The 17407-nt window shown below is 72.0% G+C and carries 15 protein-coding genes; 11 read left to right on the plus strand and 4 right to left on the minus strand.

The genetic code is table 11. The annotated features are described in order from the left end of the window. Positions 1-126: 126 nt before the first annotated feature. From QI633_RS02120 to QI633_RS02135, 4 genes are read left to right on the plus strand one after another with little or no spacing between them, the layout of a single operon-like run. Positions 127-1383, plus strand: a complete 1257-nt coding sequence (locus QI633_RS02120; RefSeq protein WP_282427941.1) for a C40 family peptidase — start codon at positions 127-129, stop codon at positions 1381-1383. A 32-nt stretch (positions 1384-1415) separates the two neighbouring features. Beyond that, complete coding sequence (locus tag QI633_RS02125; RefSeq protein ID WP_282427942.1) at positions 1416-3404, plus strand: acyl-CoA dehydrogenase; 1989 nt, start codon at positions 1416-1418, stop codon at positions 3402-3404. Further along, positions 3401-4096 carry a class I SAM-dependent methyltransferase gene (locus QI633_RS02130; RefSeq protein WP_282427943.1) on the plus strand — a complete coding sequence of 232 codons (696 nt, stop codon included), beginning with the start codon at positions 3401-3403 and terminating at the stop codon, positions 4094-4096. The genes QI633_RS02125 and QI633_RS02130 overlap by 4 nt, the downstream gene beginning before the upstream one ends. Further along, on the plus strand, positions 4093-4656 hold the full coding sequence (locus QI633_RS02135; RefSeq protein ID WP_282427944.1) for a TetR/AcrR family transcriptional regulator: 564 nt from the start codon (positions 4093-4095) through the stop codon (positions 4654-4656). Before QI633_RS02130 ends, QI633_RS02135 begins: the two co-directional genes overlap by 4 nt. 139 nt (positions 4657-4795) lie before the next feature. Here the strand turns inward: QI633_RS02135 and QI633_RS02140 are convergent, their stop codons facing one another. Further along, positions 4796-5284 carry an inorganic diphosphatase gene (locus QI633_RS02140; protein WP_141801263.1) on the minus strand — a complete coding sequence of 163 codons (489 nt, stop codon included), beginning with the start codon at positions 5282-5284 and terminating at the stop codon, positions 4796-4798. Positions 5285-5447: 163 nt separating this feature from the next. Here QI633_RS02140 and dacB point away from each other — a divergent pair, with 163 nt between their 5' ends. From dacB to folE, 6 genes are all read left to right on the plus strand, one after another. After that, entirely contained in the window at positions 5448-6911 is a 1464-nt protein-coding gene (gene dacB, locus QI633_RS02145) for a D-alanyl-D-alanine carboxypeptidase/D-alanyl-D-alanine-endopeptidase (RefSeq protein WP_282427945.1), read from the plus strand. A gap of 39 nt (positions 6912-6950) precedes the next feature. Next, complete coding sequence (locus QI633_RS02150; protein ID WP_260806544.1) at positions 6951-8000, plus strand: zinc-dependent metalloprotease; 1050 nt, start codon at positions 6951-6953, stop codon at positions 7998-8000. A gap of 14 nt (positions 8001-8014) precedes the next feature. Then, a complete protein-coding gene (tilS, locus tag QI633_RS02155) occupies positions 8015-8995 on the plus strand; it encodes a tRNA lysidine(34) synthetase TilS (protein WP_141800600.1) in 981 nt (326 codons plus the stop codon). A gap of 4 nt (positions 8996-8999) precedes the next feature. Continuing rightward, positions 9000-9551: a hypoxanthine phosphoribosyltransferase gene (hpt, locus tag QI633_RS02160; protein ID WP_282427946.1), complete on the plus strand. Its 552-nt coding sequence runs from the start codon at positions 9000-9002 to the stop codon at positions 9549-9551. A gap of 109 nt (positions 9552-9660) precedes the next feature. After that, the gene (ftsH, locus tag QI633_RS02165) at positions 9661-11724 is read left to right on the plus strand and encodes an ATP-dependent zinc metalloprotease FtsH (RefSeq protein ID WP_282427947.1); all 2064 of its coding nucleotides are present in this window, start codon (positions 9661-9663) and stop codon (positions 11722-11724) included. Continuing rightward, positions 11721-12311 (plus strand): GTP cyclohydrolase I FolE, encoded by a 591-nt coding sequence (gene folE / locus QI633_RS02170; RefSeq protein ID WP_141800597.1) that lies wholly within the window; start codon positions 11721-11723, stop codon positions 12309-12311. The genes ftsH and folE overlap by 4 nt, the downstream gene beginning before the upstream one ends. 53 nt (positions 12312-12364) lie before the next feature. Here the strand turns inward: folE and QI633_RS02175 are convergent, their stop codons facing one another. Together QI633_RS02175 and rfbB are read right to left on the minus strand one after the other, a co-directional pair. Beyond that, complete coding sequence (locus QI633_RS02175; RefSeq protein WP_141800596.1) at positions 12365-13753, minus strand: bifunctional dTDP-4-dehydrorhamnose 3,5-epimerase family protein/NAD(P)-dependent oxidoreductase; 1389 nt, start codon at positions 13751-13753, stop codon at positions 12365-12367. Between the two features lie 2 nt (positions 13754-13755). Then, positions 13756-14751, minus strand: a complete 996-nt coding sequence (gene rfbB / locus QI633_RS02180; RefSeq protein ID WP_260806543.1) for a dTDP-glucose 4,6-dehydratase — start codon at positions 14749-14751, stop codon at positions 13756-13758. Positions 14752-14830: 79 nt separating this feature from the next. On the opposite strand from rfbB, the gene rfbA reads away from it, so the two are divergent. Beyond that, entirely contained in the window at positions 14831-15724 is an 894-nt protein-coding gene (rfbA, locus tag QI633_RS02185) for a glucose-1-phosphate thymidylyltransferase RfbA (RefSeq protein ID WP_282427948.1), read from the plus strand. 103 nt (positions 15725-15827) lie between these two features. On the opposite strand, the gene QI633_RS02190 is transcribed toward rfbA, so the two are convergent. Further along, positions 15828-17393, minus strand: coding sequence for a glycosyltransferase (locus tag QI633_RS02190; RefSeq protein ID WP_282427949.1), 1566 nt, complete (start codon positions 17391-17393; stop codon positions 15828-15830). Positions 17394-17407: the final 14 nt, after the last annotated feature.

A 17407-nucleotide genomic window follows, 5' to 3' on the forward strand; every position in this document is an offset into this window, starting at 1 on the left:
ACCGGTGAAACTGGCGGGGCGATCGAGAATGACATCGATGTAATTCGCAAGCCGACACGCCGACGACCTGTGAGATTTCTGAGGTTTTTGTTTCGTATGTGACAAAAGCGCACTACGGTGACGCGAGTGCGTTCTTCCACCTTCGGTACCGGCCTGGCCGCCCTCGTCCTGACGGCGGTGGTCTGCATCCCCGGAGCGCAGGCGGACCCGACCCCGCCCACCCCGGCCAACCCCGGTGCGCCGAGCGCCGCCGACGTCCAGGCCGCGCAGGACCGGGCCGGCGCCGCCCAGAGTGACGTTGCCGCGATCCAGCAGCGGCTGGCCGACGCGGCCGCCGAGCTCGACACCGCGACCATCCGCGCTGCCCGTGCGACCGAGGCCTGGAACGGCGCGCGTTGGGCCGCCCGCACCGCGCGCGCAGCCGAGCGGCGGGCGACGGCGGACTCCGCGGTCGCCGCCCAGGCGCTGGCCGAGCACGAGGACACCTTCCGTGACGCGGTCATCACCGCTCAGGGCATGGGCCTGGAGCTGTCCATGGTCGAGGCGATCGTCGATGCCGACGGGATCGACGCGCTGCTCGAGCAGACCTCGGCCAACGAGCACGTGCAGGCACTGTTCGACCAGCGGCGCGACGAGTACATCGCCGCGTCGACGGCTGCCACCGAGGCCGCCGACGCGGCCACCGCGGCCGCGGCCGAGGCGGACCGGGCGCTCGCCGACGCGCGGACCGCGCGCGACCGGGCCCGGGCGACCGCCCAGGACGCGGAGATGGTCACTGCGCGGATCGAGGCCCGCCGTACCCGGCTCGTGAAGCGGCTCGCCCGCCTCCAGGGTGTGAGTGTCGCCGTCGCCCGCGCCCACCAGGCCGCCGTCGACGCCGAGGCGGCCGCCAAGGCCGCCGCCGACGCCAAGGCGGCGAAGGAGGCCGAGGAGGCCAAGGCCGCGAAGGGCGACAAGGGCGACAAGGGCGACAAGGACGACAAGGGCGATGCGCCCACCCCGGCCGCCGACCCCGCGCCCGCCGACGGCGCCCAGGCTGCCATCGCCTTCGCCCGCGCCCAGCTCGGCGAGCCCTACCGCTGGGGCGCCGCCGGCCCGGACTCGTGGGACTGCTCCGGCCTGGTCGAGAAGGCTTGGGCGGCCGGCGGGAGGACGCTGCCGCACTACTCGGTCGCGCAGTACGAGCAGTCCACGCCGATCACCCGCGACCAGCTGCGCCCCGGCGACCTCGTGTTCTGGTCCGACGGCGGCCCGGGCGCGATCTTCCACGTCGCCCTCTATGCCGGCGACGGGCAGATCATCCACGCCCCGCGCACCGGCCGCCCCGTCAGCGTGGAGTCGATCGACTACTGGCGTACGCCGGACTTCTTCGCGCGGCCCTGACCGGGCTCCCGCGCATCCACTAGGTTCGCACCATGGCCGAGGAGTCCACTGCGACCGCGCCCCCCGAGCTGACGGTCGACGTCGCCGCGCTCACCGTCCTGCTGGACGGGGGGTACGCCGACGTCCGCCGCACGGTGCGCGAGCTGCTGCCGTCGTACGCCGCCGTGCTGGAGGACGCCGAGGCGATGCCGCGCGCGGAGTTCCGCGAGCGGGTCAGGGACGTCGTGCTCGAGATCGCCGGCACCGGCGCCGCGGGGATGGGCTTCCCGAAGGAGTACGGCGGGGGCGGCGACATCGGGGCGTCGATCGCCGCCTTCGAGTCCCTGGCGTACGGCGACCTGTCGGTGCTCGTCAAGGTCGGCGTGCAGTTCGGCCTGTTCGGTGGCGCGATCCTGCAGCTCGGCACGAAGCGCCACCACGACGCCTACCTCGCCGACGTCGTCAGTGGCCGGCTGCTCGGCTGCTTCGCGATGACCGAGACCGGGCACGGCAGCAACGTGCAGGCGCTGGGCACCGTCGCGACCTACGACCCCGCGACGTCCGAGTTCGTGGTCACCACGACGACCCCCAGCGCCGGCAAGGACTACATCGGAAACGCCGCCGAGCACGCACGGGTGGCGGTGGTGTTCGCCCAGCTGGAGGTGGCCGGCGAGGGGCACGGCGTGCACGCGCTCGTCGTACCGCTGCGCGACGAGGACGGCGCGACGCTGCCCGGCGTACGGATCGAGGACGACGGCCCCAAGATGGGCCTCAACGGCGTCGACAACGGCCGGATCTGGTTCGACGAGGTGCGGGTGCCGCGTGAGGCGCTGCTCAACAGGTTCGCCGACGTGACCGAGGACGGCACCTACGTCAGCGAGATCGAGAGCGCCGGCCGGCGGTTCTTCACGATGCTCGGCACCCTGGTCCAGGGCCGTGTCTCGGTCGGCGCGGCCGGCGTGAGCGCATCGAAGACGGCACTGACCATCGCGGTCCGCTACGCCCTGCAGCGTCGGCAGTTCGAGACCGGCGCCGAGGACGAGGGCGCGGTCGAGAAGGAGCAGCTGCTGCTCGACTACGGCCTGCACCAGCACCGGCTGTTCCCGCGGCTGGCGCGCACCTACGCGCTGCACTTCGCGCAGGAGGTGCTGGCCGGCGAGCTGCACGACGTGTTCTCCGGCGTTCGCGACGACGAGGAGACCCGCCGGCTGCTGGAGTCCCGGGCCGCCGGCACCAAGGCGCTGGCGACCTGGCACGCGACCGACACGATCCAGGAGTGCCGCGAGGCGTGCGGCGGCGCGGGCTACCTCGCCGTCAACCGGTTCGCCGCGCTCAAGGCCGACACCGACGTCTTCACGACCTTCGAGGGCGACAACCACGTCCTGCTGCAGCTGGTCGGCAAGGGGCTGCTGACCGACTACGCGAGCGACTTCTCCGACCTCGACCAGCTCGGGATGGTGCGCTTCGTCGCCGGTCTCGCCGTCGAGACCGTGCTCGAACGTACTCGCGTGCACCGGCTGTTCGAGCAGATCCGCGACGCCCTGCCGGGCGGCAACGACGACTGGCACACCGACAGCGGGCTGCGCGACCCCAACTACCACCTCGCGATGTACCGATTCCGCGAGGAGCACCTGATCGGCGGCGTCGCCCGGCGGCTCAAGCGCGGCGTCGACTCCGGTATGAACCCGGGCGAGGTCTTCTCGCGGGTGCAGGACCATGTCATCGCCGCGGCCCGCGCCCACGTCGAGCGGCTGGTGCTGGAGGCCTTCGTCGCCAAGGTCGCCTCCGTGCCCGAGGAGTACGGCGACCTCAGGCTGACCCTCAACCTGCTCTGCGACCTGCACGCGCTGTCCGGCATCGAGGCCGACCGGGGCTGGTTCATCGAGCACGGGCGGCTCACCACCCAGCGCTCGAAGGCGATCACCCGGGAGGTCGCGGAGCTGTGCCGCCGGGTGCGGCCGGTCGCGCGCGAGCTGGTCGACGCGTTCGCCGTACCGGAGGCGTTGCTGCGCGCCGAAGCACTCATCGGAGGAGAGGCATGATCCGGTCCACCCTGTCCCACATCCCCGGACTGGGCGGCTGGTCCGACGACCCGCTGTGGGCGTCGTTCTACGACTGGAGTGTCGAGCACCCCACCGCCGGCGGCGCCGTGTGGAGGGTCGGCATCAACAGCGACCTGCGCCGGCTCTACCGGGCCGCCGACGAGATCGGCCGGCAGCCCGGGGGCAGCCGGATCCTCGACATCCCCTGCGGCGGCGGGGTCGCGCTGCGCGGCCTGCGGCCCGGCCAGGGCGTGGAGTACGTCGCCGGCGACATCGCGCAGACCATGTTGGACCGCACGATGCGCGTCGCCGAGCGTCGGGGCCTCGCCGACCAGGTCGTGCCGCGCATCGCCGACGTCGGTGACCTGCCGTTCGACGACGGCTCCTTCGACCTGGTCGTCACCTTCACCGGCCTGCACTGCTTCCCCGACCCCGAGCGCGCCGTGGTCGAGATGGCCCGGGTGCTGCGCCCCGGCGGCGTCCTCACCGGCAGTGCCCTGCTCAACGACACCGGCCTCCGCTTCGAGCCGCTGCGCCGGGTCGGCCGGGTCGCCGGCCTCCTCGGCCCCGGCTGCACCAGCGCCGACCTCGAGGACTGGTTCGCCCGCGAGGGGATCGCCGACCTCGTCCTCGAGCGCAGCGGCGCGATCGCGTATTTCCGTGGGGTCAAGCGCGGGGGCGCCGGAACGTGAGCGCGGTCGCGGAGCGCCGTACCGCCATCTTCGCGGCCCTGCGCGCCCTCCTCCTCGAACGGCCCTGGGGCGAGGTCACGCTCGAGGCGGTCGCCCGGGACGCCGGGGTGAGCCGGCAGACGCTCTACAACGCCTTCGGCTCGCGCTACGGGCTCGCGCAGGCCTACACGGTCCACCTCGCCGACGCCCTGTGCGCGCTGATCGGCTCGACCCTCGCCGCCCACGCGGACTCGCCGCGCGAGGGTCTCGAGGAGGGCCTGCGCCTCTTCCTCGAGACCGCCGCCGAGGACCCGCTGATCGACCGGGTCCGCGCCGGCGACGCCCACCACGACCTGGTCCGGATCGTCACCACCGACGCCGGCCCGCTCCTCGTCCGGGTCGCCGAGCAGCTGGAGGAAGCGGCCGGCGCAGCCTGGCCGGGCACCGACCCCGCCGTCGTACGCGAGCTCGCCCGGGCGCTGGCCCGGCTGGCGCTCAGCTACGTGACGATGCCGCCCGAGTACGACGACAGCCCCACGGCGATCGCCGCGGGGCTGTCGGGGTTGCTCGCCCCTCGTTGAGTTGCCGGAAACTCACCGTTGAGTTGCCGGGTTCTCAGCGTCGAGGTGCCACCCATCGGTCACTCAACGGTGAGGAACCGGCGACTCAACCGCGAGGAACCGGCAAGTCAACGGTGAGGATGGGGCAAGTCAACGAAACTCAGTGGCCGGTGGTCTTGAACCGCTCGAACGACGCGGCGATCTCGGCCTCGGCCTCGGTGCGGCCGACCCAGTCGGCGCCCTCGACGGACTTGCCGGGCTCGAGGTCCTTGTAGACCTCGAAGAAGTGCTGGATCTCGAGCCGGTCGAAGTTCGGCACGTGGTTGATGTCGCGCAGGTGCTCCATGCGCGGGTCGCCGGCCGGGACACAGAGGACCTTGTCGTCGCCGCCGGCCTCGTCGGTCATCCGGAACATGCCGATCGCGCGGCACTTGATCAGGCAGCCCGGGAAGGTCGGCTCCTGGAGCAGCACCAGCGCGTCGAGCGGGTCGCCGTCCTGGCCGAGGGTGTCCTCGATGTAGCCGTAGTCGGCGGGGTACATCGTCGAGGTGAAGAGGAACCGGTCCAGGCGCATGCGCCCGGTCTCGTGGTCGACCTCGTACTTGTTGCGGCTCCCCTTGGGGATCTCCACGAGGACGTCGAACTCCAGCACAGTCTTCCTCCACACTCTCGGCCCGGATCGGGGCTGACGATCGGGTCTGGCGCGGACGTGCTCGCGGGAGCTGTGAACCTGCCCGGCGCCGTTGTTCGGAGCATTGTCCCGCACAATGTCCCGGAACGCGCAGTCGGGGAGCACTCCCGGAAGGAGAACCGTGGCCGAGAAGGACCGCGAGCCGGGCACCCGGCGAGGTCGTCGTGTGCTCTCCGGAGTCCTCGTCGTGGCGCTGCTCGCGGGAGCCGGGGTCGCCTGGCGGACCGGGGCCGCCGAGCGGTGGTGGGACGACCTGCGCGGGGACGGCGGTACGCCGGCCGACCCGGCCGCGGTCGCGCCCCCACCCGAGGTCGACGTGCCGCCGGTCGTCGTACCCGATGCGCTGGCGCCGGCTGCCGACGGCACGGCCGCACTCGACGCCCGCGCGGTGAAGCAGGCGCTCGCGCCGCTCGACTCGGCCGACCTGGGCCGCCACGTGATCGCCGCGGTCGGCCCGCTGGAGGGCACCGGCTACGCGTACGAGGCCGCCGAGGGCGCCGGCGTCGCGATCCCGGCCTCGACGACCAAGCTGGTCACCTCGACGGCCGCACTGTTCCTGCTCGGTCCCGAGCACACCTTCGCGACCACCACCGTCCTCGACACCAGCGGTACGACGCCCCGCCTGGTCCTCGTGGGCGGCGGTGACCCGCTGCTGGCCCGTGAGCCCAACCCGGCGCCGACGGGGGCGACCTACGACCCTCGGCGGGCCGACGTACGCACCCTCGCCAAGCGGACCGCCCGCAACCTGAAGGCGTCCGGCGTCACCAGCGTCGAGCTCGGCTTCGACGACTCGCTGTTCGCCGGCCCGGCGGTCCACCCGACCTGGAAGCCGGACTACATCCCCGAGGAGATCAACCCGGTCAGCGCACTGTGGGTCGACGAGGGCCGGGCGCTCCCGGGGCAGGGGCCGGTCGCCGACCCCGCGCTGGAGGCGACCACCGCGTTCGCGCAGGCGCTGGCCCGTCGCGGCATCACCGTCACCGGCAGTCCCATCCGGACCTCCGCGCCCGCCGGCGCGACCGAGGTCGGCCGGGTCACCAGCCCCACGGTCGCCCAGATCGTGCAGCGCCTGGTCGAGGTCAGCGACAACGCCGCCGCCGAGGTGCTGCTGCGCCAGGCGGGCATCGCCGACAGCGGCGACGGGTCCTTCACCGGCGGCCAGCAGGCCGTCGCGCGGGTGCTCACCGCCAACGGCATCGACCTGCGCGGCTCGGTCCTGTACGACGGCAGCGGGCTGTCCCGTGCCAACCGGCTCGCGCCCGGCGTCCTCGTCGACGTGCTCCGCCTCGCCGCGTCCGCCGATCACCCCCAGCTGCGCCCGCTGCTGGCCGCCCTCCCGGTCGCCGGCTATACCGGCTCGCTCACCGACCGCATGGACCTCGGCCCCGCCGCCGGTCGCGGCCGGGTCCGGGCCAAGACCGGGACCCTCACCGGCGTCACCTCGCTCGCCGGCATCGCCATCGACGCCCAGGGTCACCTCCTGGCCTTCGCGCTCATGGCCGACAAGGTCAAGAAGGACAAGGGCCTGCTCGCCCGCACCACCATGGACACCGCCGCCGCCGGACTCGGCGCCTGCCTGTGCTGATCCGGGCCGGCTTGGGGGACACGCCCTAGGCTTCCACGCATGACCGCACCCGCCGTACCACTGCCCCCGATGATCGACTGGGGCCTGGCCGTGGCGCTGGGGTCCAGGCTGGCCGGCGACGGTCCGGTGGTGAGCCGGGCGGAGGCCGACGAGGCGGTCGCCGAGCTGCGGGCGGGTGCGCACCGCTCGACCGGGCTGGTCCGGGAGTTCACCGGGTTGGACGCGCCGCAGGGCACGGCGCCGATCCTGGTCGTCGACCGGCCGGGCTGGGTGCAGGCCAACGCCGAGGGCTTCGAGGTCGCCACCCGGCCGATGATCGAGAAGATCGCGGCCAGCAAGCCGCCGAGCGGGATCGGGCTCAAGGTCGGTGCGAAGGTCACCGGCGCCGAGGTCGGCGGGCTGCTCGGGTTCCTGGCCGGAAAGGTGCTCGGCCAGTTCGACCCGTTCCACGAGCCCCACGGCCGGCTGCTGCTGGTGGCCCCCAACATCGTCCACGTCGAGCGCGAGCTCGACGTCGATCCCCAGGACTTCCGGCTCTGGGTCTGCCTCCACGAGGAGACCCACCGGGTGCAGTTCACCGCCGTGCCCTGGATGCGAGAGCACCTGTTCTCGGAGATCCGCGCCATCAGCGACACCGTCGAGCCCGCCAGCTTCCTCGAGGGCGGCCTCGAGCGGATCACCGAGGCGATCAAGGCCGGCCGCAACGGCGGCAGCATCGTCGAGATGTTCAGCACCCCCGAGCAGCTCGAGGTCATCGACCGGGTGACCGGCATGATGTCGCTGCTCGAGGGCCACGCCGACGTCGTCATGGACGACGTGGGCCCGACCGTCATCCCGAGCGTCGCCCAGATCCGCAAGAAGTTCACCAAGCGCCGGCAGGGCGTCGGCGCCCTCGACCGGGTGCTGCGCAGGCTGCTCGGCCTCGAGGCCAAGATGGCGCAGTACCGCGACGGTGCCCACTTCGTGCGCTCCGTGGTCGACCGGGTCGGCATGGAGGAGTTCAACGCCGTCTGGGCCGGCCCCGAGAACCTCCCCAGCAAGGCCGAGCTGAGTGACCCGGACGGCTGGGTCAAGCGCGTCCTGGCCTGAGCCCGTTCGCTGACATGGGCCTCCACCCGGCGATCGCCGCCGTGCGCCAAGGCGTACGACGCGCGCTGGCCGACCTCGACCCCGGCGCCACCGTCCTGGTGGCCTGCTCGGGCGGCGCCGACTCGCTCGCCCTGCTCGCGGCCACGGTCTTCGAGGGCCACAAGTGCGGACTCCGGGTCGTCGGTACGACGGTCGACCACGGCCTGCAGGACGGATCAGGGGAGCACGCGGCCCGCGTCGTCGCGCAGATGGCCGGCCTCGGCGCCGACGAGACCGCGACCGCGCGGGTCCAGGTCGACCCCGCCGGGCTCGGGGTCGAGGCTGCCGCCCGGCGGGCCAGGTACGCCGTCCTCGACCAGCTCCACGAGCACTTCGGCGCCGAGCTCGTCCTGCTCGGCCACACCCGCGACGACCAGGCCGAGACGGTCCTGCTCGGGCTCGCCCGGGGCTCGGGCGGGCGGAGCCTGGCCGGGATGCGTCGCGCGTTCGACCACTACCGCCGCCCGCTCCTCGACGTCGCCCGCGCCGACACCGTCGCCGCCTGCCTGGCCGACGGCATCGAGTTCTGGGACGACCCCCACAACAGCGACCCCGGCTTCGCACGGGTCCGGGTCCGGCAGCGGGTGCTGCCGGTGCTCGAGGACGAGCTCGGCCCCGGTGTCGCCGCCACGCTGGCCCGCACCGCCGACCAGGTCCGCGCCGACGTCGAGGCGCTCGACGCCCTCGCCGCGACGGCGTACGACGACCTGGCCGGTCCCGACGGCCTCTCCCTCGCCGGCGTCCGGGACCTGCTCCCCGCCCTCTCCGGCCGGGTGCTGCGCCTCGCCGCGCTCGCAGCCGGGGCGGTCGACGCCGAGCTGTTCCACGTCCACGTCACGGCACTCCAGCGCCTCGTCGCCGGGACGACGAACGGCGAGGTCCAGCTGCCCGGCCACGTGACGGCGTACCGCGATCGCTCCCACCTCCGCTTCGGGCCGACCCCTGTGGCAGGCTGACGCCATGCATGCGAGCGACGTCGCGGACGACCTGGTCGAGGTGCTCTTCACCGAGGAGCAGATCCAGGCCCGGGTGGCCGAGATGGCGGCCGAGATCGAGCGCGACTACGAGGGCAAGGACCTCGTCCTCGTCGGCGTGCTGCGTGGCGCGGTGATGATCATGGCCGACCTCGCCCGCGCCCTGAACAAGCACGTCGAGATGGACTGGATGGCCGTGTCGTCGTACGGCTCCGGCACCAAGTCCTCCGGTGTCGTGCGGATCCTCAAGGACCTCGACGCCGACGTCGCCGGGCGCCACGTGCTCATCGTCGACGAGATCATCGACACCGGCCTGACGCTGTCGTGGCTGACCTCCAACCTCGGCTCGCGAGGCCCGGCCAGCGTCGAGATCGCCACCCTGCTGCGCAAGCCCGAGGCGCTGCAGATGCCGGTGAAGCCCAGGTACGTCGGCTGGGACATCCCCAACGAGTTCGTCGTCGGCTACGGCCTCGACTACCGCGAGCGCTACCGCAACATGCGCGACATCGGCACCCTCGCGCCCTCCGTCTACTCCTGATTCGGCCGCTCACCGCGCTGCCCAACCAGGGACCAGACAGAATGGGACCCGTCGGCGGCGTGTACCGTCGTCTGATCCTTGTCGACGGAGTTGGGGAGCGAGTAAGTCTGTGAAGCGCGTTTTCAGGGGGCCCTGGCTCTGGATCGTGGTGGCGGTCCTCGCCGTCGTCCTCGCTCTCGAGTTCCTCGCACCCGGAGGCGGGTACGACGAGGTCCCCACCTCGCAGATGGCGACCTACATCGCCAAGGGCCAGGTGGAGGAGATCACCTTCGTCGACGGCGACCAGTCGATCGAGGCGACTCTCGACAAGGGCACCCGCAAGCAGGGGGACAAGGTCCTCTCCTACTACGTCGACGGCGCCCAGGAGGGCCTGATCGACGCGGTCAGGGAACAGAAGGCCGCGGGCGAGCTCGACAAGTACAACTTCAAGAACCCGCAGCCCAGCCTGCTCGGCTCGATCCTCGCGACGCTGCTGCCGTTCGCGCTGATCATCCTGCTGTTCATCTTCCTCATGAACAACGTCCAGGGCGGTGGCCGGGGCGTCATGCAGTTCGGCAAGTCCAAGGCCAAGATGATCAGCAAGGACATGCCGAAGACCACCTTCGCCGACGTCGCCGGCTGCGACGAGGCGATCGAGGAGCTCGGCGAGATCAAGGAGTTCCTCCAGGAGCCGGCGAAGTTCCAGGCCGTCGGCGCCAAGATCCCCAAGGGCGTGCTGCTCTACGGCCCGCCCGGAACCGGCAAGACCCTGCTCGCACGCGCCGTCGCCGGCGAGGCGGGCGTCCCGTTCTACTCGATCTCCGGCTCGGACTTCGTCGAGATGTTCGTCGGTGTCGGCGCCTCCCGCGTCCGCGACCTGTTCGAGCAGGCCAAGGAGAACGCGCCCGCGATCGTGTTCATCGACGAGATCGACGCCGTCGGTCGCCACCGCGGCGCCGGCATGGGCGGCGGTCACGACGAGCGCGAGCAGACCCTCAACCAGCTCCTCGTGGAGATGGACGGCTTCGACGTGCGCGGCGGCGTCATCCTGATCGCGGCCACCAACCGGCCCGACGTCCTTGACCCGGCGCTGCTGCGCCCGGGCCGCTTCGACCGCCAGATCCAGGTCGACGCACCCGACCTGGCCGGCCGCAAGCGGATCCTCGAGGTCCACTCGCGGGGCAAGCCGCTCGGTCCCGACGTCGACCTGATGTCGGTCGCGCGCCGGACCCCCGGCTTCTCGGGTGCCGACCTCGCCAACGTGCTCAACGAGGCCGCGCTGCTGACCGCTCGCAACAACCAGAAGGTCATCACCGCGCCCATCCTCGACGAGGCGATCGACCGCGTCATCGCGGGTCCCCAGCGCAACTCACGGCTGATGTCGGAGAAGGAGAAGCTGATCACCGCCTACCACGAGGGCGGTCACGCCCTCGTCGCGGCGGCGCTGCCGGGCACCGACCCGGTCCACAAGATCACGATCCTGCCCCGCGGCCGGGCGCTGGGCTACACCATGGTGCTGCCCGACGAGGACAAGTACTCCCAGACCCGCTCGGAGATGCTCGACAAGCTCGCCTACATGCTGGGCGGCCGGGCCGCGGAGGAGCTGATCTTCCACGACCCGACGACCGGCGCCGGCAACGACATCGAGAAGGCGACCGCCTTGGCTCGTGCGATGGTCACCCAGTACGGCATGACCGACCGCCTCGGTGCGATCAAGCTCGGCGACTCCAACTCCGAGCCCTTCCTGGGCCGTGACATGGGGCACCAGCGCAACTACTCCGAGGACGTCGCCGCGATCATCGACGAGGAGACCAAGAACTTCCTCGCCACGGCGCACCAGGAGGCCTTCGACATCCTGGTGGAGAACCGCGACGTGCTCGACGCGCTCGTGCTCGCGCTGCTCGACAAGGAGACCCTCGACAAGGAGCAGGTCGCGGAGGTCTTCACCGCACTGCGGCTGCGTCCGGCGCGTCCGGCCTGGACCGGTTCCCCGACCCGGATCCCGTCGACCATCCCGCCGGTGGAGATCCCCGAGGAGATCCGGCGCCGTGCCGAGCAGAACGGCTCGGTCCCCGAGCCGGCCAACGGTGACGGCGGCCAGATCCTGACCCCGCCCGGACCCGGCGGCGACGTCTACGGCGGTACGCCGACCGCACCTCCGACCGACCCGCAGCCGCCGGCGCCCTCCGCATGAGCGAGGGCACGGGCGCGTTCGACCACGAGCGCGCCGAGGCCGCCGTACGCGAGCTCCTCGCCGCCATCGGCGAGGACCCCGACCGCGAGGGGCTCAAGGACACCCCGGCCCGCGTGGCCCGGGCGTACGCCGAGCTCACCGCCGGCCTGCGGATGACGGCGGAGGAGGTGCTGACCACCACCTTCGACCTCGGGCACGACGAGATGGTGCTGGTCCGCGACATCGAGCTGTGGTCGATGTGCGAGCACCACCTGGTGCCGTTCACCGGCGTGGCCCATGTCGGCTACATCCCCGCCGAGACAGGCAAGATCACCGGCCTGTCCAAGCTGGCCCGCCTGGTCGACGTCTACGCCAAGCGCCCGCAGGTCCAGGAGCGGCTGACCACCCAGGTCGCCGACTCCCTGATGGAGCTCCTCGACGCCCGCGGCGTGATCGTGGTGATCGAGGCCGAGCACCTGTGCATGACGATGCGCGGCGTGCGCAAGGCCGGTGCGCGCACCATCACCTCCGCGGTCCGCGGCACCATGCTCAAGGACCCCGCCACGCGGGCCGAGGCGATGGCGCTCATCCACAGCCCGCGGGGCTGAGGGTTGACGCGCTGCATGAATCCCCGGCCGGCCGGGGATTCATGCAGCAGACATCAGGCCAGGTACGCCGCCAGCGCCTCGTCGGCGTCGGTGCTCACGAACCCCGTGCCGGCGAGCTTGTCCAGCGCCAGCGTGCTGTGCAGCGGCCGGGGCGAGAGGGCCTTGCCCGCGGCGTACTCCTCGGTCGTCACCGTGCTGACCCGGGCCGGGTCCTGGCCGGTGAGCTCGAAGACCTTGCGGGCGTAGTCGGCCCACGAGCGCGGCTCGCCGCCGTTGGTGACGTTGTAGGTGCCGTACGGCGCCCCGGTGGCCACCAGGTGCGCCGTGGCGCGGGCCAGCTCGGAGGTGAAGGTCAGTCGGCCGACCTGGTCGTCGACGACCGCCGGGTCGACGCCGTCGGCCGCCAGCTTCGCCATGGTGCGCACGAAGTTGTGGCCCTCGCCGATGACCCACGAGGTGCGCAGGATGTAGTGGCGCGGGGCGCCCGCGACGGCAAGGTCCCCGGCCGCCTTGGTCTGGCCGTAGACGCCGAGCGGCGCGAACGGCTCGTCCTCGCGGTGCCCGCCCTCGACAGGGGAGCCGTCGAAGACGTAGTCGGTCGAGTAGTGGACGAGAGTGATCCCGCGGGCGGCGGCGATCCGGGCCAGGGCGGCGGGCGCGGCGGCGTTGGCGGCCCAGGCGACGGGCCGGCCCTCGGGCGTCTCGGCCTTGTCGACCGCGGTGTAGGCGGCCGCGTTGAGGATCAGGTCGTACTCCTCCCACGGCCAGGCGGCCAGGGCCGCCTCGTCGGTGAGGTCCAGCTCGTCGAGGTCGACCAGAGTGGCGCCGGGGTGGAGCGGCGCGAGGGCCTGCCCGAGCTGGCCCCGGCAGCCGGTGATCAGCGTCTTCCGGGGAGCCATCGGCACCACGTCGCCGAGCACCGGGTTGGCCAGGTCCTTGGCCGAGATCTCGACCTCGTCGGCGTCGAGGGGGATCGGCCACGGGATGGCGACCGTGGCGTCGGCGAGGTTGAGCGCGGGGTAGGCGTGACCGGGCTTCCAGTGGTCGTTGACCAGGTAGGAGTAGACGGTGCCGTCCTCGAGCGCCTGGTAGGAGTTCCCGACGCCGCGCGGCACGAAGACCGCCGTCTTCTCGTCGACCTCGGTCCAGTACGTCGCCCCGAAGGTCTCGCCCTCGCGCATGTCGACCCATGCGGCGAACACCTTGCCGGTGGCGACGGAGACGTACTTGTCCCACGGCTCGGTGTGGATGCCGCGGGTCGCGCCGCGGGCGGCGTTGAGGCTCATGTTGTTCTGCACCGGACCGAAGTCGGGCAGGCCGAGCGCGACCATCTTCTCGCGCTGCCAGTTCTCCTTGAACCAGCCGCGGTCGTCGCCGTGCACCGGCAGGTGGACGACGAGCAGGCCGGGGATCGGCGTCGTCTCGATGCGAAGCTCCGCCATGGTCACTGGCCCTTCGCGGCGTAGGCCGCCTCGGTGGCGTCCTTCTTCGGGCGCCACCAGGCCTCGTTCTGCTGGTACCACTCGACGGTGGCCGCCAGGCCGGCCTCGAAGTCGGCGTACTGCGGCGACCAGCCGAGCTCGCTGCGCAGCTTGCCGGAGTCGATCGCGTAGCGCAGGTCGTGCCCAGCGCGGTCGGTGACGTGCTCGAAGTCGTCGGCGTCACGGCCCATCAGGGTCAGGATCAGCCGGACCACCTCGAGGTTCGACTTCTCGCCGTCGGCGCCGATCAGGTAGGTCTCGCCGATCCGGCCCTGCTCGAGGATCCGGAGCACGGCCGAGGAGTGGTCCTCGGTGTGGATCCAGTCGCGCACGTTCTCGCCCGAGCCGTAGAGCTTCGGGCGCCGGCCGTCGACCACCTCGGTGATCTGGCGCGGGATGAACTTCTCGATGTGCTGCCACGGGCCGTAGTTGTTGGAGCAGTTCGAGATCGTGGCCTGCACGCCGAAGCTGCGCACCCACGCACGCACCAGGTGGTCGGAGCCCGCCTTGGAGGCGGAGTAGGGCGACGACGGGGTGTACGGCGTGTCCTCGGTGAACCTCTTCGGGTCGTCGAGCTCCAGGTCGCCGTACACCTCGTCGGTGGAGACGTGGTGGAACCGGACGCCGGCCTTGCGGACCGCCTCGAGCAGCGTGAACGTGCCGATCAGGTTGGTCTGGATGAACGGCGACGGGTCGTTGAGCGAGTTGTCGTTGTGGGACTCCGCGGCGTAGTGGACGACCGCGTCGTGCTGGTTGACCAGCGGCTCGACGAGGCCGGCGTCGACGATGTCGCCGACGACCAGCTGGACCCGGTCCTCGGGCAGACCGGCCAGCGACTCGCGGCTCGCGGCGTAGGTCAGCTTGTCGAGCACCGTCACGGAGGCGTCGGTGTGGCGGACGAGGTGGTGGACGAAGTTCGACCCGATGAACCCGGCTCCGCCGGTGACGAGGATGCGCACGTCGGACAGTGTATGAAGGAGAATGCGCCGTCGAGACATCGAGACGGGGCCATCGAGGCGTCGAGGAGTGGGAGACGAGATGCGCGGGATCATCCTGGCGGGCGGCACGGGGAGTCGGTTGCACCCGATCACCCACGCCATCAGCAAGCAGCTGATGCCCATCTATGACAAGCCGATGATCTACTACCCGCTCTCCACGCTGATGCTGTCGGGCATCCACGAGGTGCTGGTGATCACCACGCCTCACGAGGCCGACCAGTTCCGCCGCCTGCTCGGCGACGGGTCGCAGTTCGGCATCGAGATCACCTACGCCGTGCAGCCCTCGCCCGACGGTCTCGCGCAGGCCTTCCTCATCGGCGAGGAGCACCTCGCCGGTGGCGGCGCCGGTCTCGTGCTCGGCGACAACATCTTCTACGGCGCCGGCCTCGGCTCGCGCCTGCGTCGCTTCCAGGACCTCGACGGCGCTGCCGTGTTCGGCTACCGCGTGGCCGACCCGAAGGCGTACGGCGTCGTCGAGTTCGATGCCGAGGGCAAGGCGCTCTCCCTCGAGGAGAAGCCCGAGAAGCCGCGCAGCCACTACGCCGTCCCCGGCCTGTACTTCTACGGCTCCGACGTCGTCGAGAAGGCCAAGTCGCTCAAGCCCTCCCCCCGCGGCGAGCTGGAGATCACCGACCTCAACCGGATGTACCTCGACGAGGGCCGCCTCCAGGTCGAGGTGCTCCCGCGCGGCTCCGCGTGGCTCGACACCGGCACCTTCGACGACCTCAACGACGCCAGCAACTTCGTGCGCGCCCTCGAGGCCCGGCAGGGCACCAAGGTCGGCGCCCCGGAGGAGATCGCCTGGCGGCTCGGGATCATCGACGACGCCCGGCTCGAGGAGCTGGCCAAGCCGCTGCTCAAGAGCGGCTACGGCCGCTACCTGCTCGACCTGCTCGCCGAGGCCGCCGACGCCGGCCCGAACCACCTGCTGTGAATCTGCCGGTCCCCCGAATCGTTCGATCGAACGGTTCGGGGGACTTCCGGCGCCCGAAATCCCCCGAACCGTTCGATCGAACGATTCGGGGGAGGACTCGGATTCAGCCCCGCCGCAGCCGGCCCAGCAACCCCTTGCGGGCGGGCGGCTCGGCGGCGGGGAGCCGGAGCAACAGCCCGTCCTGGGCGGAGTAGTCGAGCACGACCGAGCCGACCTGCGTGCCGGCGGGGAGGTCGCTGAAGGCCCGCTTGATGCCGGTACGGCCGTCGAGCTCGCACATCCCCAGCACCAGGTGGGCGCCGGTCGGCAGCGCGCCGCCCATCGCGGCGGTGGCCGGGTCGAAGCGGGCGGTGAACGTGCCGGCGGGCTCGAGGGTGCCGTCCTCCTGCTCGACCAGGGCGACTCGCGAGGTCGAGGGGAGCAGCCAGTTGACCCGGGTGGGGGCGTGCCGGATCGCCACGTCCACGAAGGCGTCCGACACGTCCGCGCTCGGCGTGAGGCCGTGCTCGGCGAGCAGGCCCGCCAACGGCTCGGGAAGGTCGCGGACCACCTCGCCGGCCGCCGTACGACGGGCGAAGGGCTGTCCGGGAACGCGGCTCCAGGCCACCGTGCCGGTGACCGTGACGGCTCCGTCGCCGGCGTCCTCGACCGCGGTGACGGTGAAGTCGGGCTTGCGGTCGATGCCGTCACGCAGGAAGTCGGCGGCCGCGTCGGCGTGGCCGGCCCGGAAGAGCGTGATCGCGACCCGGCTGCGCTCCGGCAGCAGCGCGTCGAGCTCGGCGGGCACGTAGGTCGCGAGCATCCGGGCGGCCTCGGCACGGGCCTCGGCGACGCTCTCGTCGTCGGCGTCGGTCGCGCGCTGGCCGAGCTGGGAGACCAGCCGGACGTGCACGTTCTGGGCCAGCAGCTCGTTGCGGATCGCGGGCTGCTCGACACCGGACACGAGCCGGAACAGCTTGTCGAGGTAGGGCCAGTACTCCGGGTCGCCGCTGTAGTCGAGCTTGGTGCCGTCGCTGGACGTCGAGTTGTTCTCGGCGGTCTTGCGCCAGTGGTAGAAGGGCGTCGAGCTCAGCAGGGCGACCGCCGGCTCGTGCCGGATCACGTCGACGTGGAAGAACAGGTCCTCCCACAGGTGTCGCGGCGCCTCCGGGAAGCGGACCTCGTGGTCGACCAGGAACGCGCGCCGGTACAGCTTGTGCGGCGTCATCGGCAGCAGCCCGCGCAGCGGCTCGGCGCTCGCGTCGGGCGCGTCGTGGGTGTAGTGCGTGAGCCCCCAGCGGGCGATCTGGGTGCGGACCTCCTTGCCGTTGACCACGTCCGCGCCGGCTCTGTCACCGAGCGCGACCGCGGCCCGGAGCGCGTCCGGGTACAGCTCGTCGTCGTGGTCGAGGAACAGGACGTAGCGGCCCCGCGCCTCGCGGACGCCGATGTTGCGCGGCCGGCTCGGCCAGCCCGAGGCCTCCAGCGCGAACGCCCGGTAGTTGGCGCGCCCCGCCGCGATCTGCTCGATCCGGGCTGCGGTGTCGTCGGGGGAGCCGTCGTCGAGCAGCAGCACCTCGAGCCGGTTCTGGGGCAGGGTCTGTGCGTCCAGGGACGCGATGGCCCGGTCCAGCCCTGGGCCGGAGCGGTAGGTCGGGATCACGACGGACACCGCAGGAGCCTCGGCCATGTTCGGAGTCTAGG

Source organism: Nocardioides sp. QY071, assembly GCF_029961765.1.
Classification (GTDB): Bacteria; Actinomycetota; Actinomycetes; order Propionibacteriales; family Nocardioidaceae; genus Nocardioides.